At 69.7% G+C, this 24,445-nt stretch carries 21 protein-coding genes and 7 pseudogenes; 11 read left to right on the plus strand and 17 right to left on the minus strand.

Features of this window, described 5'->3' with window-relative positions; translation table 11 throughout:
• Positions 1–19: 19 nt before the first annotated feature.
• Entirely contained in the window at positions 20–460 is a 441-nt protein-coding gene (locus K9S39_RS05820; protein WP_248862290.1) for a hypothetical protein, read from the minus strand.
• A gap of 133 nt (positions 461–593) precedes the next feature.
• Complete coding sequence (locus K9S39_RS05825; protein ID WP_248862291.1) at positions 594–1,253, minus strand: restriction endonuclease; 660 nt, start codon at positions 1,251–1,253, stop codon at positions 594–596.
• A 131-nt stretch (positions 1,254–1,384) separates the two neighbouring features.
• On the opposite strand from K9S39_RS05825, the pseudogene K9S39_RS05830 reads away from it, so the two are divergent.
• Positions 1,385–1,681 (plus strand): annotated as a pseudogene (locus tag K9S39_RS05830) (DUF3574 domain-containing protein); the annotation flags it as partial.
• Positions 1,682–1,722: 41 nt separating this feature from the next.
• On the opposite strand, the gene K9S39_RS05835 reads toward K9S39_RS05830, so the two are convergent.
• From K9S39_RS05835 to K9S39_RS05845, 3 genes are all read right to left on the minus strand, one after another.
• Positions 1,723–2,931, minus strand: a complete 1,209-nt coding sequence (locus K9S39_RS05835; RefSeq protein ID WP_248862292.1) for an alpha/beta hydrolase — start codon at positions 2,929–2,931, stop codon at positions 1,723–1,725.
• A 3-nt stretch (positions 2,932–2,934) separates the two neighbouring features.
• Positions 2,935–4,092: a baeRF2 domain-containing protein gene (locus K9S39_RS05840; RefSeq protein ID WP_248862293.1), complete on the minus strand. Its 1,158-nt coding sequence runs from the start codon at positions 4,090–4,092 to the stop codon at positions 2,935–2,937.
• A 102-nt stretch (positions 4,093–4,194) separates the two neighbouring features.
• A complete protein-coding gene (locus tag K9S39_RS05845; RefSeq protein WP_248862294.1) occupies positions 4,195–4,434 on the minus strand; it encodes a PP2C family serine/threonine-protein phosphatase in 240 nt (79 codons plus the stop codon).
• Positions 4,435–4,563: 129 nt separating this feature from the next.
• Here K9S39_RS05845 and K9S39_RS05850 point away from each other — a divergent pair.
• Positions 4,564–5,331 (plus strand): annotated as a pseudogene (locus K9S39_RS05850) (transposase); the annotation flags it as partial.
• Positions 5,332–5,375: 44 nt separating this feature from the next.
• On the opposite strand, the gene K9S39_RS05855 reads toward K9S39_RS05850, so the two are convergent.
• The gene (locus K9S39_RS05855; RefSeq protein WP_248862295.1) at positions 5,376–8,048 is read right to left on the minus strand and encodes a YfgM family protein; all 2,673 of its coding nucleotides are present in this window, start codon (positions 8,046–8,048) and stop codon (positions 5,376–5,378) included.
• 238 nt (positions 8,049–8,286) lie between these two features.
• Here K9S39_RS05855 and K9S39_RS05860 point away from each other — a divergent pair, with 238 nt between their 5' ends.
• Positions 8,287–8,559 carry a hypothetical protein gene (locus K9S39_RS05860; protein ID WP_248862296.1) on the plus strand — a complete coding sequence of 91 codons (273 nt, stop codon included), beginning with the start codon at positions 8,287–8,289 and terminating at the stop codon, positions 8,557–8,559.
• Here the strand turns inward: K9S39_RS05860 and K9S39_RS05865 are convergent.
• From K9S39_RS05865 to K9S39_RS05880, 4 genes are all read right to left on the minus strand, one after another.
• The gene (locus tag K9S39_RS05865) at positions 8,517–10,004 is read right to left on the minus strand and encodes a zeta toxin family protein (protein ID WP_248862297.1); all 1,488 of its coding nucleotides are present in this window, start codon (positions 10,002–10,004) and stop codon (positions 8,517–8,519) included. The genes K9S39_RS05860 and K9S39_RS05865 overlap by 43 nt on opposite strands.
• Before the next feature lie 143 nt (positions 10,005–10,147).
• Entirely contained in the window at positions 10,148–11,290 is a 1,143-nt protein-coding gene (locus K9S39_RS05870; RefSeq protein ID WP_248862298.1) for a Fic family protein, read from the minus strand.
• A 632-nt stretch (positions 11,291–11,922) separates the two neighbouring features.
• The gene (locus tag K9S39_RS05875; protein ID WP_248862299.1) at positions 11,923–12,219 is read right to left on the minus strand and encodes a hypothetical protein; all 297 of its coding nucleotides are present in this window, start codon (positions 12,217–12,219) and stop codon (positions 11,923–11,925) included.
• 333 nt (positions 12,220–12,552) lie between these two features.
• Positions 12,553–12,624 carry a DUF6233 domain-containing protein gene (locus K9S39_RS05880; RefSeq protein WP_248868601.1) on the minus strand — a complete coding sequence of 24 codons (72 nt, stop codon included), beginning with the start codon at positions 12,622–12,624 and terminating at the stop codon, positions 12,553–12,555.
• A 38-nt stretch (positions 12,625–12,662) separates the two neighbouring features.
• Between K9S39_RS05880 and K9S39_RS43315 the strand changes: the two are divergent.
• Positions 12,663–12,743, plus strand: a pseudogene (locus tag K9S39_RS43315) (nucleotidyl transferase AbiEii/AbiGii toxin family protein); the annotation flags it as partial.
• Between the two features lie 30 nt (positions 12,744–12,773).
• Here K9S39_RS43315 and K9S39_RS05885 read toward each other — a convergent pair.
• Positions 12,774–14,048: a cation:proton antiporter gene (locus tag K9S39_RS05885; RefSeq protein WP_248862300.1), complete on the minus strand. Its 1,275-nt coding sequence runs from the start codon at positions 14,046–14,048 to the stop codon at positions 12,774–12,776.
• 384 nt (positions 14,049–14,432) lie between these two features.
• Here K9S39_RS05885 and K9S39_RS05890 point away from each other — a divergent pair.
• Positions 14,433–14,755: pseudogene (locus tag K9S39_RS05890) on the plus strand (helix-turn-helix domain-containing protein); the annotation flags it as partial.
• Between the two features lie 390 nt (positions 14,756–15,145).
• Positions 15,146–15,340 (plus strand): hypothetical protein, encoded by a 195-nt coding sequence (locus K9S39_RS05900; protein ID WP_248862303.1) that lies wholly within the window; start codon positions 15,146–15,148, stop codon positions 15,338–15,340.
• A gap of 52 nt (positions 15,341–15,392) precedes the next feature.
• Here the strand turns inward: K9S39_RS05900 and K9S39_RS05905 are convergent.
• A pseudogene (locus K9S39_RS05905) lies at positions 15,393–15,596 on the minus strand (IS6 family transposase); the annotation flags it as partial.
• Positions 15,597–15,660: 64 nt separating this feature from the next.
• Positions 15,661–15,999, minus strand: coding sequence for a helix-turn-helix domain-containing protein (locus K9S39_RS05910; protein ID WP_248862304.1), 339 nt, complete (start codon positions 15,997–15,999; stop codon positions 15,661–15,663).
• Positions 16,000–17,168: 1,169 nt separating this feature from the next.
• On the opposite strand from K9S39_RS05910, the gene K9S39_RS05915 reads away from it, so the two are divergent.
• The 5 genes and pseudogenes from K9S39_RS05915 (at position 17,169) to K9S39_RS05935 (ending at position 21,377) form a co-directional block, all read left to right on the plus strand.
• Positions 17,169–17,921 (plus strand): TnsA-like heteromeric transposase endonuclease subunit, encoded by a 753-nt coding sequence (locus K9S39_RS05915; RefSeq protein ID WP_248862305.1) that lies wholly within the window; start codon positions 17,169–17,171, stop codon positions 17,919–17,921.
• A 48-nt stretch (positions 17,922–17,969) separates the two neighbouring features.
• A pseudogene (locus K9S39_RS05920) lies at positions 17,970–18,706 on the plus strand (IS5 family transposase); the annotation flags it as partial.
• Positions 18,707–18,766: 60 nt separating this feature from the next.
• A complete protein-coding gene (locus K9S39_RS05925; RefSeq protein WP_248862306.1) occupies positions 18,767–19,321 on the plus strand; it encodes a YcxB family protein in 555 nt (184 codons plus the stop codon).
• Between the two features lie 111 nt (positions 19,322–19,432).
• Positions 19,433–20,613 (plus strand): IS3 family transposase gene (locus K9S39_RS05930; protein WP_248862149.1). Its coding sequence is split into 2 segments (ribosomal slippage): positions 19,433–19,700 and positions 19,700–20,613, totalling 1,182 coding nucleotides; the frame shifts between segments, so codons are not numbered across the junction.
• A 395-nt stretch (positions 20,614–21,008) separates the two neighbouring features.
• A complete protein-coding gene (locus K9S39_RS05935; protein WP_248862307.1) occupies positions 21,009–21,377 on the plus strand; it encodes an ATP-binding protein in 369 nt (122 codons plus the stop codon).
• A gap of 69 nt (positions 21,378–21,446) precedes the next feature.
• Here K9S39_RS05935 and K9S39_RS05940 read toward each other — a convergent pair.
• From K9S39_RS05940 to K9S39_RS05955, 4 genes and pseudogenes are all read right to left on the minus strand, one after another.
• Positions 21,447–21,709 (minus strand): annotated as a pseudogene (locus K9S39_RS05940) (SOS response-associated peptidase family protein); the annotation flags it as partial.
• A gap of 84 nt (positions 21,710–21,793) precedes the next feature.
• Positions 21,794–22,372 (minus strand): Uma2 family endonuclease, encoded by a 579-nt coding sequence (locus tag K9S39_RS05945; protein WP_248862308.1) that lies wholly within the window; start codon positions 22,370–22,372, stop codon positions 21,794–21,796.
• 361 nt (positions 22,373–22,733) lie between these two features.
• Positions 22,734–23,060 carry a DUF6233 domain-containing protein gene (locus tag K9S39_RS05950; protein ID WP_248862309.1) on the minus strand — a complete coding sequence of 109 codons (327 nt, stop codon included), beginning with the start codon at positions 23,058–23,060 and terminating at the stop codon, positions 22,734–22,736.
• A gap of 372 nt (positions 23,061–23,432) precedes the next feature.
• The gene (locus K9S39_RS05955) at positions 23,433–24,104 is read right to left on the minus strand and encodes a hypothetical protein (RefSeq protein ID WP_248862310.1); all 672 of its coding nucleotides are present in this window, start codon (positions 24,102–24,104) and stop codon (positions 23,433–23,435) included.
• Positions 24,105–24,445 lie beyond the last annotated feature (341 nt).

Raw genomic sequence — 24,445 nt, forward strand, 5'->3', positions numbered from 1 at the left:
CCTCTACAGGAGGGGGCTGCTAGCGGCGGCGGCCGTGACCGGGCAGTCCGGCGGGAATCGCGTACACGCTGGAGCCGCCGCCACCCGTGACGGGCTTCGCCCACCCCTCGGTGGGCGCCGGCGGCACCAGGCGCAGCGGGCCGTCAGCAACGCGACGGGGACGCTCTCGGGCAGCGGGCGTCTCGATCGGTTCTCCGGACAGCGGGCACCCCTGGCCTTCCGGCATGGAGTGGCGGGCGAGCGCGCCCTTGCTCGTGATACGAGCCCAGGTTCCGCACGCGCACTCGTAGCTGTTCACCAGCTCTGAACCGGCCACGACCACGGCCCCGGATTTCGGGCAAGGGCTGGTGCCTTCGGCGTCGTGCTCGTACAGGCGGCCGCTGCGCAGGCTCGCTTTCGTCGGGGTACCGCACTCGGGGCATATGCACTTTTTCGCTGGTGCGAGAACGCGCTTCGGCATGTTCACCCTCCACTGGCTCCGACTTCGCCCGCTCGGTCAACTTCTCATGCCCCAGGCGTTGTTGCGTTCTCCCCCGCGCTGACCCTGCCCACACCTGAGCCTCACGCACTCTGCGCACTACGGAGGTGCCCCGTCAGGCTGGCGGGCGCCGCGCGCCGCCGCCGCTCCCGTTCAGCGGAATCAGCGTCTCCAGATGGGCGTCCTTGACCCAGGAGCCCAGCAAGTCGCGGTGCAGGGCCACGATGTCCTGGCGCACCGCCAGGCCGAGGGCAGCCTTCGTGAACGTGCGGCAGGTGGTGACGAACAGGGCGACGTCCGCGCCGTGCTCAAGGCGGGCGGTGCCGACGAACTTCTGCATGTCCTGCGAGGACACGCTCCGCTCGGGCGCGTACTTCTTGCACTGGACGACCAGTTTGCGACCGTCGGCGAGATAACCGACGACGTCGGCGCCCAGGTCGCCGCTCTTGCCGCTGACGACGACGTCTTGGCAGCCGTCCCGGCGGCACAGATCGGCGACGTACTGCTCGAAGTCCTGCCAGGAGAGCGTGTCGACCTCCGTCATCGACAGCTCCCGCGCCTTCGCTTCCTCCTGCGCCCGCCACTGCCGGTCCTCGCCGACCGCGCGCTGGTGCGCACGCAGGAGGCCCCAGCCGGCCCCGCCCACAACGGAGACGGCGAGTACGGTCACCAGGACGGGCCACACCGATGCCCAGTTCCCGGCCATCCACACCACGGCGATGACCGCCGCCGCGATGCCCCAGCCCTGCAGCTGCCTGCGCGTGCGCTTCCTCATGCGTCGGCGCCGTCGTCGTGCTGCCATCGCTCCCCCACTCCCCACGCTCGTGATCCGCAGTGTGAAAGCCCTGTTCGCCCCCCGGCAAGAGGGCCTGGCCCCGCCCCGGGTGCCACCGTGGTCATTGAGTCTCGAACCGGCCCGACGGGGGCCCGGATGTGACGGAGCAGCAGTTCATGGAATTCATCGACCGCGAGGTGACACCGCGCTTCCCGGACGGCCTCACGGTGCAGGAGGGCCGGGGACAGTGGCGCGACGCCAGCGGCACCATCGAGCGTGAGCGCTCGTACGAACTGATCCTGCTCTACCCCAAGGCCGCGGCTCCCGACCGCGACAAGCAGGTGGAACACATCCGTACCGCCTACATGCGGGCCTACGGGCAAGAGTCCGTGGCCCGTCTCGACGACCGGTTGACGGCTGACTTCTGACGGCCGACTTCTGACGGCCGACGTCTGAGGACGCGGCCCCGTCAGCCGTTGTTCGACGGATTCGCGGGGAAGTAGCGGTCCAGGAACTCGGAGAACACATGACGGGAGACCTGACTGCCCCAGTCGCCCCATCTGAAATCGTAGGCGTGCTCGCCGTACGGGACCGCGAGCAGCCGGTACGGGACGTCGAACTCCCGTAGTTTCGCGGCGAGTCCGGTTGACTGCTGATAGGGCGCGACGTGGTCGCGGGTGCCGTGCATCAGGAGGGTGGGAGGCAGGTCCTTGCGTACGTACGTCACCGGGGACGCCAACTTGTAGTGTTCGGGCACCTGCTGTGGGGTGCCGCCGGTGTAGTCCTCGGCCGCCTTGCGGATGGTGTCCCGCATCGTGGTGTCCTGCCAGCCGCGGGCCACATCGGTGGCCGGGTAGAACGCCGCCACCGCCGCGACTGCCGCGACCGGCGCGTCCGCGGTATCCGGTGTGTCCGCTGCGTCCGGCACGGGGCAGCTCGGCTTGACCCGGTCATCGGCGTAGGCGCCCATCAGGGCGAGGTTGCCGCCCGCCGAGCCGCCCGCCGTCATGATCCGGTCGGGGTCGACCCCGTAGGTCTCGGCGTGCTGCCTGACCCAGCCGATGGCGCACTTCACGTCGGCCGGGGCCTGATTCCAGCGGGGCGGCGGCGCCAGACGGTATTCGATGGCGAAGACCGCGTACCCCTTGTCGTTCAGCCACTTGTGCCACTTGGGCGCCTCGCCGCGGTCACCCGAGACCCAGCCGCCGCCGTGCACCCACACCACGGCCGGGCGGGCCCGCTCCGGTCCGTCCGATGGGAGCTTTACGTCCAGCTTCAGCTCCTGCCCGTCGATGCGGTGGTAGACGACGCTCTTCGACGCGTCCGGCTCACCGGTGTTCGCGCCGTACGTCAGATAGTTGGCGAGGGACAGGTCAGCGCCGTGCCGCTCGGCGGACCGCCAGGCAGCCACGAGCGGAAAGCAGGCGGCGACGGTCGCGACCACACCGACCAGGCCGGTGACGAGAGCGATCCTGCGGACGCCCCGGCGATACAGGACGACGGCGAGAAGCACCCCGAGCAGACCGAGCGGGACCAGATAGAGGCCGAAGTTGCTCACGACGTACGAGAGTCTGACCAGCTGCGGCGGGATACGGAAGGAGGCGATGATCCACGTGAACGCCGCCAGGACCACGGCGAGCAGCAGCGCCACGGCGGCGGTGATCCGGCGGATGATCATACTTTATTCAGGCACGGCTCCGCACCGGTCGCTACCCCGTGTACTCCGACCGGGTACGCCGACCGCGCGGTGCCGCCTCACATCCGCGGTGCCGCCTCCGTCCACCGCAGAATGGCGCCCAGTCCCCCGGCCGGTGCTTCGGCGGGATCGCTCACCACCACGACGTCGGCGCCGTTGGCCACGGCGGAGCGGACCAGGGCGTCGTCCGCGCGTGCCGGGGTGGGACGGGGCTCGCCCAGGTACTGGAGTTCGGGAGCTGCGCACCGCCACTTGGTCGGGGGTCTTACCGACCCAGACGTTCCGGGCGGCGTCCGCGCTGTGCGGGCTGACCAGCAGGGTGTCGATCTGGTGCTCCCTTGCCGCCTCGATCAGGGCCGGAATGCCCTCCGCGGCGTACGGCGTCTCACCGCCCGCGGGCTCGGCCCGGGCACGGAAGCGCCCCGTCACCTCTGCGAGGTGGGCACGCTCGCTGAGGGCCCGCACCTGTGCGATATCCCGGTCAAGGGACGCGGTGTCCGCTCCCGGGGCCCGACCTCCGTGCGCGGTCTCGTACGTCACGTCCCGAAGGAGCGGGGGGAGTTTCTCGTGCACCGACTTGCGCTCACGCGGATCTCCGGCCAGGAGCAGCGCCGCAGCGCCACTCTTCTCGAATACCTCACGGGCCGCTTCGGCGATCTCACGGGCGTTGTGCTCCCAGCTTTCCTCCGCCTTGGACTGGAGGTGACGCTCGGCCCGGTCGTTCCGGCCGGTTCGGTGGGTCGGCCAGTCGACACCGGCAACCGTCCCGGCATCCTCACCGCCACGGCTGCTGTGCAGGGCGAAGTCCGCCCCGCTCTTGTCCACCGTGACGACGAGGCAGACCGGATCGTCGCCGACCGCTTCGAGCAGGGGCGTCAGCCGGGGCACGAGCCCCCATGATGTGGACGGCACCGCGGGCGGCGCGGGAAGCGGGGGATCGAGGGCCACCTCACCATCGGCGGCGAACAACGCGCAGCCGGCCTGCGTCGCCGGCTCTCCGGTGCGCTCCACTGCCAGGGCCTTCTCCAAGAACCACCAGTTGTCGCGCAGGCCGCGGAGGATTTCCCAGACGCCGTCGCCCTCACTGGAGCCTTCCAGAATGGTGCCGTCCTCGTGGCTGTGGCTGATGGTGATCTCGGACATGGGCGTGCCTTCCGTGTTGTGCGTGGGGAGGGGCCAGGGGTCGGTGTCCGGACGCGTCCGCGGACGTGGGGCGGATAGGCCCGGACACCGACCCGGAGTGGGTCAGGGGCGGAGGTCCGCGACGAGGGCGGTGGCGTTGTCCGCGTGGGTCGGGTCGTTGGCGAGGGCCAGCGCGACGGCGGTCTCGGTGAAGTGCGCGGCGGCCTCGCCCGGGTCGCCGGTCAGGTAGTCGGAGAGGTGGTGTCCGGCGTCGTGGTGCGGCTCGTATGCGCCGTCCGAGGCGAGGAGCAGTCGGCAGTTCTCGGCGGGGACGGTGACGGCCTCGATCGCGGGGTGTTGCACCTCCGCCTGGACCTCCTCGTCCGTGTCGGCGGAGCCGAGGCATGAGGTGAGATGGTTCCGGCTGCCGCCCTTCGACCAGAGGAAGCACGGCGGGTAGACGCGGCAGAGGTTGTGGTCTGCGGTGAGGCAGCCGATCGCACCCGCACCGTCAACCGGCTCCGCGCCCAGCTCACCAGCATCTTTCCCGGTCTGGAGCGCGCGCTGGACCTCACCAACACCGGCCCACTCACCCTCCTGACCGGCTACCAGACCCCGGCCGCCATCCGTCGGCTCGGCGCCAAGCGGCTGGAGACATGGCTGCGCAACCGCAAGGTCCGCAGCGCAGACCAGCTCGCCGAGATGGCCATCCAGGCCGCCACCCGCCAGCACACCAGCCTGCCCGGCGAGAAGCTGACCGCCCAACTGGTCCACACGCTGGCCAAGGAGGTGATGGCCCTCAACCAGCAGGTCGCCGAACTCGACAAGGCCATCGAGGCCCGGTTTCGCGACCACCGCACCTTCGAAGCGATCACCAGCATGCCCGGCCTGGGCATCATTCTCGGCGCCGAGTTCCTCGCCGCCACCGGCGGCGACATGACCGTCTTCGGTACCCCCGACCGCCTCGCCAGCTTCGGCGGCGTCGCACCCGTCCCGCGCGACTCCGGCAAGATCAGCGGGAACCTCCGACGCCCACAGCGATACAGCCGTCGCCTCCAACGGGTCTTCTACACCTCCGCGCTGTTCAGCATCCGCAAGAGCGAGGAATCCCGCCGGTTCTACGATCGCAAACGAGCCGAGGGCAAGCGCCACACTCAGGCCGTTCTCGCGCTCGCCCGCCGCCGCGTCAACGTCCTCTGGGCTCTCCTGCGCGACGGACGATGCTATGAGCTCACGCCACCCGTCACCCTCGCTGCTTGACAAACGGCATTAGGAATCGATGGCACGGAACATCCCCCGGCGGGCTACGACGGGGTGTTCAGGTGGGCGCGGCGGGCGGTGACCAGGGCCCGCCACCGTTCGCGGGTGGCGGATGCGCTGTCGAGCCACTGGGTGTGGGTGCCGGGCTCGGGGAGGGGCAGGTCGGCCATGAAGTGGGCGATGTCGGTGCAGTGGGCGTAGCCGCCGGTCGCGGTCGACTCCCGGAGGTGGTCGATGGTGGCGGTCAGATCCTGGTCGGCGCCGAGGACGGCGTGGTGGAAGGCGAGCGCGGTGTCCAGAGACGGGTTGAGCCAGGTAAGTCCGGCGACGGTGAGTTCGGTGCGCAGGGTCTGGGCCCGGTCGGTGACGCCGGGGGAGCCGGCGTCCTGGACGAGGGCGGCGATGTGGGTGATCAGGGTGGTGGCGCGCTGGGCGAGCCCGTCCAGGAGCTGGGTGGCGAGCGCGATCTCGTCGGTGGCGCGGGCGGGATCGGTGAAGGCTACGGCGAGGGTGAGACGGGCCTGGGAGATCGCTTGTTCCCCGGCGTTGCCGTGGTGTTCGGCCTCGGCGCGGGCGGTCTCGTAGGCGGCGAGGGCGCGGGCGATGTCGCCGTGGGCCCACCAGATGTCGCCCAGCACGCGCTGTTGGCGGCCCTCGTATCCGAGGGGCTGCGCGACAGCGAGGGCGGTGGGGAAGTCGCCGTCGATCCGGGCGGCGTCGGCCAGGCCGCGGCGGGCGCGCAGGGCGAGCCGTCCGCCGCCGTCGGCGACCTGCTGCATTCCGTGCCGGGACGCCTCGTTGCGGCCGAGGTCCCGGTTGGCCTTGGCCCGGTAGTACGTGGCCATTTCGGCGAGTTCGCCGGGCAGCAGGCCGCAGTCCAGGACGGCGGTGAGGCGGTCGACGGTGTGCTCGCGGTGTTCGCGCTGGCGGCGGGCCAGGGTGGTCAGGAGCTCGACGAGGGCGTCGGCCGGGCTGTCCAGGGGCGGCTGCGGGCTTCCGGGCTGGTCCGGGGCGGACGGCGCGAGGGGTTCCCAGATGGCGTCGCTGTCGTAGGCGATCGCGGCGTCGGGGAGCCAGCTCAGATCGTCAAGGCGGTGGTCGCGGGCGAGGCGCAGGCCCTGGCGCAGGCAGGCGACGAGCAGAGTACGGCTGAAGGCGCGGCTGGCGGTGGCCCGCCACTGGTCCCCCAGAGCGGCCAGGGCCCTCTCGGCGGCCCGGTGCCAGTCGGCAGGGGTCCATCCGTCGTCGGCGTGGTCGTCGGCGGTGCGCACCGCGGCGCGGATCGCCCCGTGGAGGTGGTAGGGCCAGATCGCGTACGGGTCTTCGGTGACCATGGGCCGCTCGATGAGCTGCCGGGCCGCCGCCTGGTGGGTCAGGCCCGCGGCGCGGGTGGCCAGATCCAGGTCGAAGGCGTCCAGCAGGGAGGCGGAGCGCAGGACATGCCGCTCGTCGGGGGTCAGGTCGGACAGGGTGCGGGCGATGAGGGCCGGGAAGGTGTGGTCGAAGTCGGCCGGTATGGGGGTGCGGCCGGTACGCCGGATCTCCAGGAACCGGGCGACGGCCAGGTCCAGGTGGAGCGGCAGGCCGTGCGACCGCCGGGTGATCACATCGCGGATGTCCGGGCCGATCAGGGGCTGGCCGTCGTGGGTGAGGCGGCGCGCGAGATAGGCGTCGCAGTCCTGGGACGAGAAGTCGCCGAGCAGGTGCTGCCGGCTGCTCTGTCCCAGGTCCCTGGCCGACCGGTCGGCGGGAGCGGCCAGCTGCGGCCAGGCCGCGGGGCCGGTGTAGTCGAGCTGTCCCTGCAGGGAGTCGTCGGCCCAGGCCAGGCGGCTGCGCCCGCTGATGACGAAGAAGCTGTTCGGCATCAGCCAGACGATGCGCTGCAGGAGCCGCTCAAGGTCACGGTGCCGGTCGCCGGTGTCCTCGAAGGTGTCGAGCAGGATGATTGGGACCACGGCCTGCTTCGCCGGCAGCCGGCTGATCTCCCAGGCGAGCAGGTGCGGGTAGTAGGAGAGCGCCTCCAGGTCGGGCTCGGCCTCCAGCAGGGCCTCGGTCCGCGCGCAGCCGGCCAGCGCCTGCGCCCGCTCGCGGCGTTCCCGCAGCGCCCCCACCAGAGCGGTGGTGACCTGGCCGATCGCCGAACCGGCGAGGCCGGGCAGCTGCAGGGCGCCGACCACTTCGCTCACCGCGGCCTGCAGCTGCTGCGGCAGCGCCTTGCCGAACCGGCCCACGAGCCCGGTGCGCCGTACGTACTCCTCCAGCGGCTCACCGGGATGCTGGGCGTCCCAGTAGCGGCGCAGCGCCAGATCGAAGGAGGGCAGGGGGCGGCCGACCGCCGCGGCCAGGGCGAGCCGGATGGTCAGGACGACGCGTTCGAAGTCGAGACCGGCTGACCGGGACAGGTCGATCCGGATGGGCAGGATCCGCTCCCCGGACCAGGCGGGTGCACCCCACTGCGCGGGACGCTGCTCGGCGGAGGCGAGCACCGTCTCGAGCTTGCGCAGCAGGGTCGACTTGCCGACGCCGCCCACCCCGTGGAAGACGGCCACATTGTCGCGGGGGGCTTCCAGATCCTCGACGTCGAAGGCCGGAGAAGCGATGCGCCGCAGATGCTCCTCAAGGGCGGAGGCGACCAGCTCCCACTGGCGCTGGCGGTTGGTGAACGCCTCGCCGGCGTCGATGGGGTCGTTGGAGCTGAACAGCGCACGAAGATCCATGAGTTCCCCCCCGGTTGATCATGTGGGCGCCAATCTATGCCCACCCGGCCCCGGTCGGCAGATGCCTACCGCACACTCGGCCGATTCCGGCCATTGGCGGGCCGTATCCGGGCACTCGCATGGTGGGGTACCGCCATGCGGCGCACGCCCGGGCGTCGGCCTCGCTTTGCCAGGGCGCCCGGACCACCCCGACAATGATCGCTTTTGTTCATCCCTTTCCCGACCCGAGGCGGTTGATGTGAACGACCCGGTATCTGCTTCCCCTGACCCCGCCGATTACGAGACCACCGTCGAGAGGGTGGGGCAGGCCATCGCCTGGTACAGCGAGCGGATCCTGGCGGAACGCCGGTCCGCGGCGCCGGACCCGGACCGCCTGGACCAGCTGATCTCCCGCCACCGGGCGTGCCTTGAGGACCAGGAGCGCCTGGAGGAGGCCGGCCCTGAGGAGCTCGCCCGGATCGCCGCCGCCTACGACGCCCTGCTGACGGAGCTGGAATCGGACGAACAGTGATCCCGGGGCGCCGGGACGAGGGGAGCGGGCAGCGGGAGGGCCGCCGGGGAGACGGGCCTCGGCAGCGGGGGCGACTGCAGGCGCAGCGGCATCAGCGGCCGGGCCAGACGGCTGATCGCCACCAGCTCGTCCCGGTGCTGCGGCAGCACGGCACGCAGCCGGCGCTGGGCGGCCAGGAACTGGGCCGCCTTCTCGGGGGTGTAGGGGCGTGCCTGTTCGGCGGCGAGGGCCTGGGCGGCGGCCGGGGGCCGCTGCCAGCGCCCGTCGGTGCGGTCGTTGCGGTAGACCGCCTGGCCGTCCCGGCCCATCACCGTCACGCAATCGGCCAGGCCGTCCTGCTCGGCGGCCGCCACCGCCGGGGCGAGCACGCCGAAGCGGGCGTCGTGCTCCGAGACGGGGGTGAGGCGGGCCGGCCTGCTGCCATACCGGCTCACCCCGGCGTAGCGGGCGGCGCTGCCCTGGCGGGAGTCCGCCGCGCGCACGGCCAGGACCGCCAGCTCCACCCGGTATCCCGCCTGCCGGTACAGGGCAGCGCTGCTGGTGAACTCGCCGATGCTGTCAGGGGTGATTTCGATGACCACATCGCCGCGGCGTGCGCGCACGAGGGCCTCGGCCTGGGCCTGCCAGGACCGGTAGTCCGCGCGGATCCGCAGCTCGGCGGTCTGCGGTTCGTCCCGCAGCAGCTGCCTAAAGTCGGGATGGGCCACCATGAACCGCTCAGCGGTGATCCGGACGGGGCGGCCGCGCAGGGCCCGGCGGACCATCAGGGCGGTGCGGGTCTTGCCGGCGCCGGGCTGGCCCAGCACGTACACGACGACCGGCCGCTCCTGCGGCGTGACGCCATCCAGCAGGGACGGCGCGACCAACTCGTCGAAGATGAACCGGTGTTCCTCGGCACAGAGCCGGTGATAGTCGACCCCGGGCGGCTCTGGGCGCGCCTGGGCCAGGCGCCTGACCGGCTCGGCGAGGGCGGCGGCCCGCTCGGCGTCCCGCTGCACGGCCAGCCCCCAGCCCTCGGGCAGGTGCCCGTCCGGGGCGGTGCGGTGGGCCCGCCGGTCGGCGTCGGCGAGCTGCCGGCGAAAGAGGCCGGTCTCCTGCGCGGTCCACGGGCGGGCCCGTTCGGCCCGCACCGCCCGGGCCGCCCCGGTGGGGCGGCGCCACTGACCGGCGGGGTCGAGGGTGTTGTCGTACAGGGCGGGTCCCGCCGCCGCGGCGGCGCGCCGCAGGACCACGACCCGGTCCGCCAGGTGTTCGGCCTCGACCGCCTCCAGGGAGGTCAGCAGGCCCGCGGCGCAGCGGTCATGGTTCTCCCAGGAGACGTACCGGACCCGGCCCTCGTCGGCCAGGCGCAGGTAGCGGTCCAGGACGCCGAGCTGGCTCACCGCCTCCGGCACGGCCAGGGCGATGACCTCGACGCGGTAGTCGGCCTGCCGGTAGGCGGCCACGTGCCCAGCAAGGGCCGCGCCCAGTCGGCGGGCGTGGGCACGGCCGGTATCGGAGGCAGGGCGGGCGAACTCACGTACTCCTCCATGAACGGGACGCAGGGTGCGGATCGCGGGATGCGTAAAGACACAGGCGGGCGCGGGTGCTAGGAGGCGTAGGGGTCGGTGATGGTGTGCGGACGCCGGGCGGTGGCCAGCACTTGTTCGGGGAAGCGGGGGCCGGCGATGTAGTGGCGGCCCTTGGTCTGGCCCACCGCGGTCAGCAGCCCGGCCTTCGTCAGCGCCTGCAGGTCCCGCGTGGCCTGCTGGGTGTTGAGGACCTCGGCCTTCTCGTAGCGGGAGCGGCGTACCCGGCCTGCCATCGCCACCTCGTGCAGTGCGGTGATCTGCCGCTCGGTGATGCCGAAGCTGCTCGCGGCGTCCATGAGCTGGACCCAGCAGTCGTTGGAGCGTTCCACACGCCGCTGTACCCGCTGGGTCTGCTGGTGGCAGGCGAGCAGGTTGAACCGGACCCACGGCCCAGTTTCCCGCTCGGGCGAGTAGACGGGGCCGCCGACCTCGCGCAGCACCTTGTAGTACTCCCAGGTGTTGCCCGGCATACCCAGCCACTCCTCGATCGAGGAGAACTCCGGCGCCAGCACACCCCCGCGGGCAATCACCAGGGTCTGCAGCGAGCGGGACATCCGGCCGTTCCCGTCCGACCAGGGGTGGATCTTCACCAGGTTCAGGTGCGCCATCGCCGCCCGCACCAGGACGTGAGCCTCCAGGTCCCCGTCGTTGAGCCAGTCCACCAGCTCGCCCATCAGGTCCGGCAGCCGCTCGGCGTCCGGGCCCTCGTAGTCGGTGGCCAGCTCATCACCGGGAGCGGTGATCCGGATCGCGGTGCGCCGCCACTGTCCGGCCAGCCGCTGCGGGTGGTGGTGGCCCTGGAGCATCCAGTGCAGCGCGTTGAGCAGCTCCTTGCTGTAGCGGAAGTCCGGCACATCGTGCAGGGACTGGATGTAGGTCATGGCCTGCTGGTAGGCGAGCGTCTCGGCCTTGTTCTCCTCGCTGGCATCGACCGCGTCGCGCTCACCGTCCATCAGATCGGCCACGTCCTTGGCGTCGACCCTGTAGCCCTCGATGGTGTTGGACGCGGCGATCGCGCTCGCCGTCAGCGCCTTGCGCAGATCCTGCGTCCACTTCATCGGCGCCTGCTGCACCGCATGGCGCAGCTGGTCCCGCAGCACATCAATCTCGTCCAGGACTCGGCGGTCAGCGATGTCGAGGCTAGGCATCCGATACAGCATGATGGAATCATACACGACTCCTATCATTCGTGCGCCGTGCTGGACGGGCGAGCACACGGCACACCACCCTTTGCTCGAACTGCCCGACTCGGCACCCGCAGCAGCCGAGAAGACGCTGTTGCCGCCCGGCTTGGGGAACCCGTCCGTGTGCCTGGGACATCGCGGGTCCCGGTGCCCTGCGGCCGACGCCTGAATCTCCGCTGCTGGGCTTGACCTGCTCCAGGTCTGGGGAGTTCTGGGCGGCCTTGCCCTTGGCGGCCTGGTGGGCGGTGGGCCTGAACGGCGTCGATGACCTGGCTCCCATACAGAGACCTGCACCACTACGCCCACTCGGCCCACCCGAGCGTGCGCTGGTCCTACCTGCCGGCCCTTGAACGGCACCTGGGCGAACCGCACTTCACGCCGGGCAGCCTGCTCCTCGGCCCCGGATCCGTCGCCGGCCGGCACTTCGCCGCACTCCAAGCCCTCCCCTCTCCCGCACCAGCGCCTCCACCGCGGCCGGTGTCTGCCGCTTGAGCCGACAACGAAAAGCTGCCCGGACCTGACCTCAGGTCCGGGCAGCTTTCTGTATCCGTCGGCTCAGCTCGTCATCCGGCATGTGGTGACGGCCGTACCGACCACGAGCAGGATGATCAGTTCTCGTTCAGGTTCTTGCCGACCAACGCGGTCAGCAGCTCGACGATCTGCGCCTGATTGCGGTCCATCTTCGTCTCAAGGGCTTCGAACTTCGTTTCAAGGGCGTCGAAGCGAGCGTTGACTTTGGTGAAGCCGTCCCGGACCTCACGTCGGAGCGCGGCCTGTCCCTCGATCACGGCCGCGAAGTTGCCGCCCGACTGCACCTGCAGCGCTTCGACGCGGTCTTCGACCGCTTCGACACGGCGGGTCAGTGCATCGAGCTCGTTGTGCGCGATGGGGTCCTCGGCGGCCACGCGGGGCACTCCTGCCAGCTCATGGGAATCAGCGGTCATCAGGGGCTCCACGATATCGCGCTGGCCGACAGCCGGACTCCCCCGTTCGGCCCAGCAGGCCAGCAGGGGGTTGGGGCTCAGCCTCTGTGCTGCGGCTGGGACAGGAGCGAGGTGAGGGCCTTCGAGCTGCTCCCGGACACACTCGCCGAGCTGTTCACCGAGGCCTGGCGGCTGGTCCGCAAGAGAGAGGCCGACGGCCTGACCCGCGGCGGTGTGGGCTGGTTACGCTTGCGGACGGGGCTTCACGCCGGGCCTGGTGAAGAAGCGCAGGTCCCGTTATCCCGCCGTGCGCGATTAGAGAATCCCGAGCTCGGTGTCGGGGCGGCACAGGACGCATGGATCGACGCCCTCGGTGAGGGCGCGCATGGCCTGATCCCGGCTGACGGGGCGACCGCGACGGCTGCATGAACCTGACAGCTCTGCATCGCCGGCTCCTGGCCGACGTCCTCGCTATCGGCACCCCCTACCCGCTGGTGATGCAGGGGCGTTTGATCCGCATCACTGCTGTTTGCGCGTCATATCCCGTCGCGTCGCGGAGGCGTGGCGGCAGTCTGCAGCCGGTCGAGCCGGGCGACGACCGGACCTGCTGTGACGCCATGCAGCACCACCGAGGCGAGCACGGTGAACGTCACTACCGCCCATAGCTCCCGTGCCGGCACCGGGAAGTCGTGCTGTCCCAGACCGTAGGCGAGGTAGTACAGCGAACCGATCCCTCGGATGCCGTAGCCCGCGACAACCCAACGTTCCTTGGCGCCCATGGGGCTCCCGAGCAGCCCGGCCCACCCGGACAACGGCCGGATCACCAGCTGGAGCACCAGCGCGGTGACAGCGCCCTGCCAGGTCAAAGAGGCAAGGCCACCCAGTGCGATGAATGCGCCCATCAAAAACAGCAACGTCGCGGTGAACAGGCGCTCAATCTGTTCCACGAAGTCGTGAAGGATGTTGTGGAAGCCGTGGGCACGTTCGGCCGCCCGGATCGTGCACGCGGTGGTGAACACGGCGAGAAAGCCGTAGCCCCCCATCAGCTCGGTCACCCCGTAGGACAGGAAGGTGGCACCCAGCGCGACGAAGCCGTCCCGGTGTTCGGACATGCGCAACGCTGGCGAGCCAGCGCGGAAGAACAGCCAGCCCAGCAGCCGGCCGACGAGCAACCCGCTCAGCACACCCACGGTGCACTTGAAGGCGACGTCCTCCACCGCCCAGGCGCCGACCCAGGCGGCCGACCAGCCGCTTCCCGCGGCAGCAGCCAGCGCGATAGCCGCGTACGTCAGGGGGAAGGCAAGCCCGTCGTTGAGGCCCGCCTCGCTGGTGAGGGCGAAGCGCACCTCGTCCTCCTCGTGCTCATCTTCGGTGGGCTCACCCACTCGCACCTCTGAGGCGAGCACCGGATCAGTCGGGGCGAGGACGGCGGCCAGCAGCAGGGCGGCTGCCGGCGGCCAGTCCAGCAGCCACCACGCCACAAGGGCGGTGACCACGACGGTCAACACCATCGTGACGCCCAGCAGCCGCCAGGTCGTTCCCCACCGACGCCAGCCGACGGGCCGGTTGAGCGCCAGTCCGGCGCCCATCAGCGCGATGATCACGCCGATCTCGGTGATGTGTTCAGTCAGCCGCCGGTCTTCCACCGGGTCGATCACAGGCAGCGGCAGGGGCAGCAGGTACACGCCGACGCCAGCCACCAAGAAGATCAGGGGCATCGAGAGCGGACGTCCGGCCACCACCCGGGGGAGCACTGCCGCAAGCAGCGCTCCGGCTCCCAACCACGCGAACACCGCATCGGCGATTGTCACTGCGCTGTGCCTGTCCTTTCGCCGCACCGCCCCGTGGCCCCGCGCTCATGCCGTACGGAACCGCAGCCAACTGTCTCCGAAGATCACATGCCCGCATGAAACCGGCGCGATCTTGATCTCAGCCGGCATACCCACTATTTCAGCGGCACAGCACTACGAGACGGACGCCTCCTGCCGACAAATCGGTCAGGTCAGGGCTGCCACGCGTGCGTACTGCACTCGCGTGCTGCACGTCGCGTTGCACCCGTACCCGGCAAGGCCGGCAACGAGGTGAAGGGCCTGGATCCGTGTGGATCCAGGCCCTTCACCATCTCGACTACGGCGGCTTACCGGAGTCCACCAGGATGTCAGTTCTTGCTCGGCTCATTGCCAACCAACGCGGTCGGTCCGCACGCTCTGCGGTCGCGGGGGCCGGTGTCGCTGCCGAGGCTGAGCGAGGCACAGTTCGCGCAGTTGGAGGCGGAGCTGGCCAAGGGGCCGGCCACGCACGGCTGGGAGGACCCAGCGGTGACGCGGGTCAAGACGGTGATCGGGCGGCGTTTCCACCTGGCCTACACGATTCAGGGCGTGCGCAAGCTGCTGGTGCGCAACGGCTGGTCCTGCCAGGTGCCTGCCCGACGAGCCGTGGAGCGGGACGACGAGGCGCTGGCCGGGTGGGTCAAGGAGATATAGCCGTGCGCGGAAGGCTCGCGGCGGCCCGTGGGGCCCCACGCCTGAGTCTGCTGCTGCAACTCGGAGACACCACCGCCTTCGGCCGCGGCGCCACCACCCGGCACACCATCGCCTACGGCGCCAAGATGTTGCAGCGCTTCCCCGTCGACTGGGCCACCGCCGACATCGGTGCGGACGACCTCGACGGCCCTGCCGAGATCATCATGCGACTCCTGACATCGCTGCTCCAGCACCCAAGCGAGCCACCGCAGGACGAAACCCAACTCCGCACCCTCCTCAACCGCTGGCTGGCCCCGGCACTGTCCCGGACAGCAGCGGCCGCGCATCCGCATTCTTGAGGCTCGCCATCCCGAGGAACGCGCCATCGGAGAGGTCGCCGACCGGCTGGCACGGGCCGCAGGGTGCACGCGGCGCCTAGACACTTGGTGTTCACCGACGTCGCCGGCGGCCAGGACGACGAGGCCGAGGACATTGAGGCGGTCCTGTCGCAGATCAAGGCCCACCCCGGAAACGTCAGCCTCAACTCGCTGCTGGACGAGATCTCCAAGCTCAAGCAGGTGCGGGCGCTTGCCGTGCCGGCCGACGCCTTCGCCCGGCGTTGTCACGTTGTTGGGTGGTGATCGCCTGACGGGGTGTCGGGGTGTGGTGGGCCTGTGGTGGGGGCCTTGGGGGTCAGCCCGTGGCGGGCAGGCCGGTGCCGGCGGTGATGTAGTCCCAGACAGTGAAGCGGACGAGCCTCTCGAAGCGGTGGTCGGCGGCGGTCATCAGGTGGCGTCGGGGACGGAAGTGGGGCGAGATGCCGCTGAACGCGGACAGGAACTTCTGGGCCGCGCCGGGTGTCCGGAAGCCTTTCATCGCGCGCTCGCGCTGCCTCGTCCCGGGGCAGCTGTACGCTCCGAGCGCGGGCAGGAAGGTCAGGCGGGCGCGGGCACTCACCACATCAGCCCGCGGTCGTCGGGTTCTCTGATTCGGCGGCGTGGCGGTATTCGGCGTTGATGCGCTGGGCTTCTTCGAGCTGGTCTTCGAGGATGACGATGCGGCAGGCGGCCTCGATGGGGGTGCCCTGGTCGACGAGCTCCCGGGCGCGGGCAGCGATGCGCAGCTGGTAGCGGGAGTAGCGGCGGTGGCCGCCCTCGGAGCGCAGCGGGGCGATGAGGCGGGCTTCTCCGACGGCGCGGAGGAAGCCTTGTGTGGTGCCGAGCATTTCGGCGGCCCGGCCTATGGTGTAGGCGGGGTAGTCGTCGTCGTCGAGACGGCTGAACGAGTCGTCTGCTGTCATTTCACCTCACTGTGTGGAACGCGTGGAGGGGCCCGGATGCCGTATGGCACCCGGGCCCCGAAGGAACTACTACACCATCTGCCGGCCTTGATACTGCGCCGGCCTTCTTGTTCCGCACCGGCTCACGGGGGATGAGGACGTGTGCGGGGATCGCGGTTGCTTGACCGGAGACCACCTCACTATCGATGTCCTGCGGTACCCGGGCTCAGGTTTCCACCCGGGCGATCCTGATGGCGCCTGGCTCCTCCGTTTCTTCCCTCTGGGATCAATCACTGACCTACTGCTGGTACTGCTCTCTTGCGTACTGCTGGTGGTGCAAACTGCTGCGTGGCCTGCGGTAGCGCCACTCTTCGACAGCCAGGCCCGTTGCCCGTCCTGCGTCTGCTCTGGCTTAGAACCCCACTGCCGAACTCCCGGTGCGCGCGCCCGCAGCCGACGCCTTCACCGAGGTGCTGCTCACTTACTTCACTGCTGGGTACTGCGAACTGCACTTGCGGGTACTGCTACTGCGTGAACTGCGGTATTGCTCACGGCGGCCCCTGATGACTGCGGGCCACCCGGTCCGGTCGTCAGTCCCGTCGCCGTCCTGCAACAACCCTGGCTTCGAAACTCCACCACCGCACCGTCCCGCGAACTGCAACTGCGGTTACTGCTGCCCGGCAGTTCATCTCTGCCGGGCCCTGCTGTCTCTCTGGGCTACGAGAGAAACCATAACCACACCACAATCCAATGTCTACTCCGGCCGACATAGATTTCCGTGAGCCATGCGGAGAGATATAGTCGGCCTCGAAAACTGAACAGGTGCGCGGCGGTCCCGCTCCAGCCAGGCTCGCCCTCTCCGACCAGCACCGTTACGCCAGCCTTGACGCCGCGAACACCACAGCCGCCCCGTCTGGACATGTGGATGACCGCTCTGGACACGCGCCATAGCCGGGTGGCTTCGTTCACTTTCAGCAGCAGCGTTTGTAGAGCAGTTTGAGCAGCACTTGTCGATCTTGACGTCCACGGATGTTCATCAACCCGTGAACAACTGACGTCACTGCTCGTGAATAAAGCCAGCCGGGACTGTCCCGTCTCACTCAATCGAGTCGTCTTCTCAACGAACCGAGTCGTTCGGGCTTCTGTCTCAGCGAACCTAGTCGCGCGGTTGATTGCGCTGGGGGTGATGGATGGCTGTACCGGCTGGGATGGATCAGGCAGGGCCGTGCGTAGATTTGTCGTACGTGGACGCGGTACACGGACGCCGTCGGCGACCGCTGCGGGACTGCGTGACGACCCGGTTCGAGGAGGTCGCTCCGGTACGTACGTTCCGCTGGTCGCGCGGTGAGCGTCACTTCCCGGGCTGGTACTGGGCGGCGACGACCGGGCGGCACGTCGGCTTCGAGTCGTGGCTGGAGCGGGACCGGCTACTGCTTATGGACTTCGATCCGAGCGTGGTGGGGATCTGCTCGCAGCCGTTCTGGCTGCACTGGCATGACGGCGAGCGGGAGCGTCGGCATGCCCCGGACTACTTCATCCGCCGCGCGGACGGCTCTGCGGTGGTAGTCGACGTCCGTGCGGACGAGCGGATCGAGTCGAAGGACGCCGAAGGGTTCGAAGTGACGCGCCTGGTTTGCTCTCAAGCTGGGTGGAAGTTCGAGCGGCTGGGGACACCGGATGCGGTGCTGCTGGCGAATGTCCGGTGGCTTTCGCGCTACCGGCACCCACGGTGTCTGCACGACCCTGCCGCGGCCCGACTCCGGGAGATCTTCGCAATCCCGGGCCCGCTGATGGCAGGGGCGGATGCGGCGGGGGACCGGCTGTCGACGCTGCCCGTGCTGTTCCGCCTCCTCTGGCTTCAGGAGCTGACCGCCGAGGACATGACGGTCGAGTTGCTGGGACCGCGCACGATCGTGCACTCGGCCAGCGGAGTCGGCCGGTGACCGCAAAGAGGCGGGTTCCGCCGACGTCCCGGATCGCGGAGTTCCCTGCGGCTGCCGCCGAGCAGGCCCGCTGGTGGGTTGGTGTTCCAGGGCATTCTGTTCGTGCTGCACACGGGGATCGCCTGGGAACACCTTCCGCAGGAACTCGGCTTCGGGTCGGGCATGACCTGCTGGCGCCGGCTGGCCGAGTGGACCGAGGCTGACGTGTGGCCCCGGCTGCACGAGGTCCTCCTCGCGAAGCTGCGCCGCGCGAACGCCCTGGACTTCTCCCGGGCCCCTGTCGACGGCTCTCACGTACGGGCGTTAAAAGGGGCTCCAAGACAGGACGAAGCCCTGTCGACCGGGGCAGGACGGGCAGCAAACACCATCTGATCACCGACGCCACCGGCATCCCGCTCGCCGCCACCTTGACCGGCGGCAACCGCAACGACGTCACCCAGCTCGTCCCCCTACTGGAGGCGGTACCGCCGGTGCGGGGCAAGCGCGGCCGGCCCAGGCGCCGCCCGGATGTGGTGCTGGGTGACCGCGGCTACGACCACGACAAGTACCGCCGCCTCCTCCAGGAACGCGGCGTGAAACCCTTGATCGCCCGCCGGGCCACCGAACACGGCTCCGGACTAGGCACCCAACGATGGGTCGTGGAGCGCGCCTTTGCCCATCTGCACTGGTTCCGCCGCCTGCGAATCCGTTGGGAGATCCGTGACGACATCCACGAAGCCTTCCTCACCCTCGGATGCGCACTCATCTGCTGGAGGCGGCTCGCATCATTGCCACCGACAGGGTGATGCACGGAGCTGGGAAGCCTGGCCAGGGCGGTCCGTCGGGTGCCGCTAGGATCCCGCTCCATGGAGAACGAGGAGCGGGAGTCGGCACCGATATCGGGCGGTGTCGAGCTGGCCTATCTGCCGACCCGGGCCGACATGGCCGAGGCGCTGCACGCACGGTCTGGTTCCCCCGCACCCTGGTGGCGTCTTCCATTGATCGCCGGGCTGATCACGGCGGCCGTTCTCGTGGTTCTCCTGATGCTCGCGGCACCCAAGGGCGTGACCGTGCTGGTGGCCGCAGTCCTGTGCCCAGTGCTCGGGAGCCTCGTGGGCGGGTGGGTGAACCAGCTGTACCGAGTGCGACAGATGACCAGGTACGCGCGTTCCCAGGGCGAGTACACCATGCGGGCGGACGACGACGGCATACACGCCGCCACGGCACTTGTGGAGCTCACGATCCCGTGGGCGTCGTTCCGCCACTACATCGAGACGGCGAGCCTCTTCATACTGGTCATCGACGACACGGTGGGCGGAATGGCCCTGCTGCCGAAGCGCGGACTGCGCGACGGAGCGGACATCGACGGGATACGTGCAGTCGTCTCGCGGCATCTCGCACCGCGTCCGTCCAGCGGCTGATCAGGCGGCGACACCCCGCGTCAGCCCGGGTGCTTGGACTCCGGGCCCTACCCCTTGATCGTGGACACCCTGATCATTGGATCGTGAAGGTCCATAGGACAGGAGTTCCCGTTGGGGATATCGAAGTATTCGCCTGAGTTCCGGGCCGATGCCGTCGCGCTGTACCACGCCAGCCCGGGTGGGACGTACGCGTCGGTGGCCAAGGACGTGGGTGTCAATCACGAGACGCTGCGCACGTGGGTGCGGGACGCCGAGCAGGCCACCCGGCCCGGGGCGGTGGAGGCCACCGCGATGGAGAAGGAGAACCGGCAGCTGCGGGCGCGGGTGAAGGAACTCGAGCTCGAGCGGGAGATCCTGCGGAGGGCCGCGAAGTATTTTGCGGCCGAGACCAGCTGGTGAGCAGCCGCTTCCAGTTCGTCGACGATCACCGTGGCGCCTTCGGCGTCAAGCGGCTGTGCCGGATGCTGAAGGTCTCGCGTTCCGGCTTCTACCGGCACCTGGCCGGCGCGCAAGCGCGGGCCGACCGGGCACGGGGCGATGCCGAGCTCGCCGAGCGGATCACCGAAGTCCACCAGGAGTCCGACGGCACCTACGGGGCCCCGCGCGTCACCGCCGAGCTCCGGGACGGCGGCGAGCGGGTCAATCACAAGCGGGTGGAACGCGTCATGCGGAAGTTCAACATCATCGGGTTCCACCTGCGCAAGAAGGTCCGCACCACCATCCCCGAGCCCTCCGCAACGCCGGTGCCGGACCTCTTGCAGCGCGACTTCACCGCGACCACACCGAACACCCGCTACGTGGGCGACATAACCTACCTCCCTGTGGGCAACGGTCAATTTCTGTATCTGGCAACGGTGTTGGACCTGTGCTCGAAACGGCTGGCGGGCTGGTCGATCGCCGACCACATGCGCACGGAACTGGTCACCGACGCGCTCAAGGCCGCGGCCGCGGCCCGGGGTGCCGACGGCCTGCGCGGGGCAACCTTCCACAGCGACAACGGGGCGCAATACGTCTCGAAGGAGTTCGCCCAGGTCTGCAGCAAGCTCGGCGTGATCAGATCGCGCGGCGCGGTCGGCACGAGCGCGGACAACGCCGCCGCGGAATCCCTGAACGCGACCATGAAACGCGAGACGCTCCAGGGGAGAAAACGGTGGAACGGGGCCCGTGAGGCCCGGCTCGCAGTCTTCCGATGGGCGACTCGCTACAACACCCGCCGACGGCACTCCCGCCTCGGCCAGATCAGCCCGATCACTTACGAACAGCGATCAACTACGCTGGCCACCGCCGCATGACAACCGGTGTCCACGATCAAGGGTGAAGCCCCTCCCGCCGACCTGGAGCCGACTGGGCTCTGTCCAGTTCTAGACAACACATTGTCAGCTGCGGTTGCGGATCATGCTCTCTCATTACCCCAACGGCGCACAGGAGTGACACCCGCATTCCGTTAGGAGTTCTAAGGGGACACGGGGCTGCTCGGCTCAGCCCGTTCCTACCCCGAGACTGTGAGTCTGTCTCAACGAACCCAGTCCATGCGTCTCACCCAACCGAGTCCACACACGTCAGCGGCATGCGGACGACTAACTTCGTTGAGACAGGACAGGGACTCGTGCGGTTGACACACCGCAGGCAGTGCACAAGCACCGCCGGACAGGACCGCGCGTGACGATCCAGAGACCAGGGTGACCTGATGGACACAATGAGCGTCAACGTGGCAACCGTCCGTTCCGCGGTATCCATTGCCGGCGTACGCCAAAGCGCCCGGGATTTCCTCGAAGACCTGGTGCCGCCGGCGAGCGCGGCTGAGGCTGCCGACACCGGGGTCCTTGTTGTCTCGGAGCTCGTCACCAACGCCCTGCGCCACGGCGGCGCCTGCACCCTGGACCTCACCGCGCACCCGGAGAGCATCGAGGTGGCCGTACATGACCGGAGCCTGCAGGCTCCGCGCATGCGCGCCCCCGACCTGAACGGCGGCACCGCAGGCTTCGGCTGGCCCGGCCCCGGGTCGCTTCGCCGCGGAATGCCAGCCACCCACGGCTGGTCACAGGTCCTTTGGTGACGCCGAATGAGGACCAGGGGTGGAATCACGTGAGAACTCGCAGCTCCCCGTGGTGAGAAGTAGCACCGCGACGGTCTCCACCCTCGCATTGATCATCTTCGCGCCGATGCTCAGGCTCCTTGCCCACGACGGCACCAGACCCCAGCGCAGTGGTCGGAGCTGCCGCGTGACCTCGCCGGTATCGCGTTCGACGCGTTCGAGCACCGACCACACATCATTGGTCGGGCCACATTCCAGCTCGGATCCAGCGCCTGGTCGGGGGTCCAGCGCGTGACGTCGAACAGGTCGACCAGATCCTGCGGACAGCGGGTGGAGACATATCGGCCGCACATGCCCCCACGCTGCCAGCCACCGGTCGGCACCCGTGACTCCGCCCGCCGTACAAGGGCGCCACCCCGTCCTGAGGGGGTTGGGTCTCAGCCTCTGTACTGCGGCTGGGCGAGCCCGGCCGGGTCGATCTCGAAGGGGAACGGCTCCTTGATGCGGGTCACGGTGCCCGACAGGGCGGTCGCCGTTTCGACGTACCGGCCGCCGTCCAGCTCGCTGACGATCAGGCGCGGGGCCGGGTCGAACTCCAGGCGCCAGTAGTGCGGGACCGCTGCCTCGGCGTAGAGCAGGGGCTTGAGCTTGCGGTCCATGGTCTTGTTGCCGGGTGAGACGAGCTCGACGACCAGCTGCACGGCATCGGCGTCGATGCTGACGCCGTCCTCGGCGGTCGCGCCCGCGTCGGCGACGACGATGTCCGGCACGACCAGGCCGGACGGCAGGAGGACGTTGATGGCCTCCAGCACTTCCACCGGAGCGCGGGCAGCACGGGCGGCCGCGTCCAGAGCGACGTGGAGCCGGAAGCTGGCGCGCTGGTGGCGCAGGCCTGGGGCGGGGGACATCACGAGTGACTCCCCCAGCAGTTCGTAGCGGACGGTCCGGTCTTCGGGCAGGGCCAGGACGTCCTGGACGGTCCAGGGCCCGTGGTGCGTAAAGCTGGCAACGCTCATCCCTTCACCTCCATCACGTACTGACAGTCTGGCCTGCCACGACGGCCAGTGTCTCCTGTCCCACCTCCGGCATTCCCGTTGGCGGCTTCCCAGCCCCCGGCAGAGCTACGACCGCCACCCGAGGGCCAGGGCGAAGCGCCTCTGATCGGCGCGCAGCTGAGCGCAGACAGGAGCGAGGTGAGGGCCTTCGAGCTGCTCCCGGACACACTCGCCGAGCTGTTCACCGAGGCCTGGCGGCTGGTCCGCAAGAGGAGAGGCCGACGGCCTGACCCGCGGCGGTGTGGGCTGGTTACGCTTGCGGACGGGGCTTCACGCCGGGCCTGGTGAAGAAGCGCAGGTCCCGTTATCCCGCCGTGCGCGATTAGAGAATCCCGAGCTCGGTGTCGGGGCGGCACAGGACGCATGGATCGACGCCCTCGGTGAGGGCGCGCATGGCCTGATCCCGGCTGACGGGGCGACCGCGACGGCCAGCGCTTCGGCAGCCGCCTACGTGTACAGCGATGGGGTGCGCCCCGTGCCCGATGCTGAGCTGCACAACCCAATCCGGCGGCGGTGGCGGTGTGGCCCGCGCCTGCTGCGCGGCGCGCTGCTCGGCGACGCTGATCTGCTCCCGGACGCGTTCGAGGCTGATTTCGAGCCACGTCTCCAGGACACGGAGGCGACTCACATCCGGCGGTAGGTCGTTCACAAAACGACCTCCACCTTCGGCGCGCCGACAGCGAGGGGCAGCCGACTCGTCCATCGCTACGCCGCGGGCTCTTCCGGTGATCGGCGCCGTGGTGCTGCCCTCGGAGCAGCAGCATTCGCTGCAACAGCAGGGCCTCGGGCTGCAGGACGCTGCACCGGCCGCGGCTGCACGGCGAGGCCGGCCTTGCTACCCGTGCAGCAGCCGTGTGCCGCGTGGCCGGCCCGCGCCGACGGCTCTGCTGACATCTGAGAGTCTCACGTCGCACTCCGTCGACCTGGGAAAACGGGGTGTGTGCCTCACAGCAGCAGCGGTTACAGGACGGTGCCGTGCAAGGCGTGGCGGTCACCGTAACGGCGTAGCGGCAAGCGTCGTTCAGGAGTCCGGCGGTACGGCCTCCGGGTCGCTCTGCGGGGCGTAGGTCTTCATTGCGGTGTCTGTCATGAGTGCCGAGATCCGGCGCCATTCCTGGTGTTGGACTTCGGCAATCCGGAGCCATTGCTCGGCTCGGTAGCTGTCCAGTGCTTGCCCGGCGACGTCACGCTGGTGTTCTTGGGCGTCCTGAGCGGCACGAGTGACGTCCTGGACGGTCATCCCGGTGGCTTGCGCCTGGACCCGGGCGCGGTGGAAGCGAGCGGTGCCGGGGGCGATGCGGACGGGCTCTTCGAGGGGGCGCAGCCAGACGGCGGGCAGCGCGGTGTAGGTGACGGTGGCGTCGAGGATGGCCTCGTTGCCGTCGGTGTCGGTGATGAAGCCGTCGATCTCGTACGCGGGGCCGGCGGGGAGCTCCAGGAGCTCGGCCTGCTCTGCAGTGAGGCGCAGGGTGGCCCGGTTGGTGGTGAGGGCCTCGTAGCCGTCGACTGTGGCGGCTTCGGGGGCGATGTCGGTGACGGTGATGTCGAAGCGGTCGCCGCGGCGCTGGTGCAGCCGCATGTCGGCGGCGAACCCCGTGCGGGTGCGGGGATGGCGGGTGCGGAGGGCCGGCGGCAGACGCTGCGGGACCTTCACCTGGTAGGTCTCGCCGATCCGAATGTCCTGGACACGCATGCGGGCCTCCTGAGCCCCCCTCCAGTCTCCTGCAGGCCGTTCTGGGCGTCATCGCGCGAACCTGCGCGGCGTCCAACGGCGGCCGGGCTGGTTCGGCGATGACGCCCTGGTCCTCGTCGTGCTCGCTCACCCTCCATCGTGCCCGGCGTCGGTGGGCCGGACCGGAGTCGCGCGGGGTGGTACGGAGGTCGACCCTACGACGTGCGTGGGAGACGGGCGGGGCTACAAGGCAGAGCTGGTCTTGAGGAGGGAGGAGTCCCGCACCAGGAAGATCAACCTGTGGTTCGCGCCCGGCCTCCGCGACGGCGCGAGTCCGAAGCCGCACAAGGCGAAACGACTGG

The sequence above is a fragment of the Streptomyces halobius genome (genome assembly GCF_023277745.1).
GTDB classification, from domain to species: Bacteria; Actinomycetota; Actinomycetes; order Streptomycetales; family Streptomycetaceae; genus Streptomyces; species Streptomyces halobius.

Bases quoted from the DNA above. Each gene is read 5' to 3' on its own strand.
- K9S39_RS05855 (WP_248862295.1), bottom strand. From the start codon at position 8,048: ATGGATCTTCGTGCGCTGTTCAGCTCCAACGACCCCATCGACGCCGGC.
- K9S39_RS05820 (WP_248862290.1), bottom strand. From the start codon at position 460: ATGCCGAAGCGCGTTCTCGCACCAGCGAAAAAGTGCATATGCCCCGAG.
- K9S39_RS05945 (WP_248862308.1), bottom strand. From the start codon at position 22,372: ATGAGCGTTGCCAGCTTTACGCACCACGGGCCCTGGACCGTCCAGGAC.
- K9S39_RS05835 (WP_248862292.1), bottom strand. From the start codon at position 2,931: ATGATCATCCGCCGGATCACCGCCGCCGTGGCGCTGCTGCTCGCCGTG.
- K9S39_RS05840 (WP_248862293.1), bottom strand. From the start codon at position 4,092: ATGTCCGAGATCACCATCAGCCACAGCCACGAGGACGGCACCATTCTG.
- K9S39_RS05910 (WP_248862304.1), bottom strand. From the start codon at position 15,999: ATGACAGCAGACGACTCGTTCAGCCGTCTCGACGACGACGACTACCCC.
- K9S39_RS05935 (WP_248862307.1), top strand. From the start codon at position 21,009: ATGGACACAATGAGCGTCAACGTGGCAACCGTCCGTTCCGCGGTATCC.
- K9S39_RS05870 (WP_248862298.1), bottom strand. From the start codon at position 11,290: ATGCTGTATCGGATGCCTAGCCTCGACATCGCTGACCGCCGAGTCCTG.
- K9S39_RS05925 (WP_248862306.1), top strand. From the start codon at position 18,767: ATGGAGAACGAGGAGCGGGAGTCGGCACCGATATCGGGCGGTGTCGAG.
- K9S39_RS05825 (WP_248862291.1), bottom strand. From the start codon at position 1,253: ATGAGGAAGCGCACGCGCAGGCAGCTGCAGGGCTGGGGCATCGCGGCG.
- K9S39_RS05915 (WP_248862305.1), top strand. From the start codon at position 17,169: ATGGCTGTACCGGCTGGGATGGATCAGGCAGGGCCGTGCGTAGATTTG.
- K9S39_RS05955 (WP_248862310.1), bottom strand. From the start codon at position 24,104: ATGCGTGTCCAGGACATTCGGATCGGCGAGACCTACCAGGTGAAGGTC.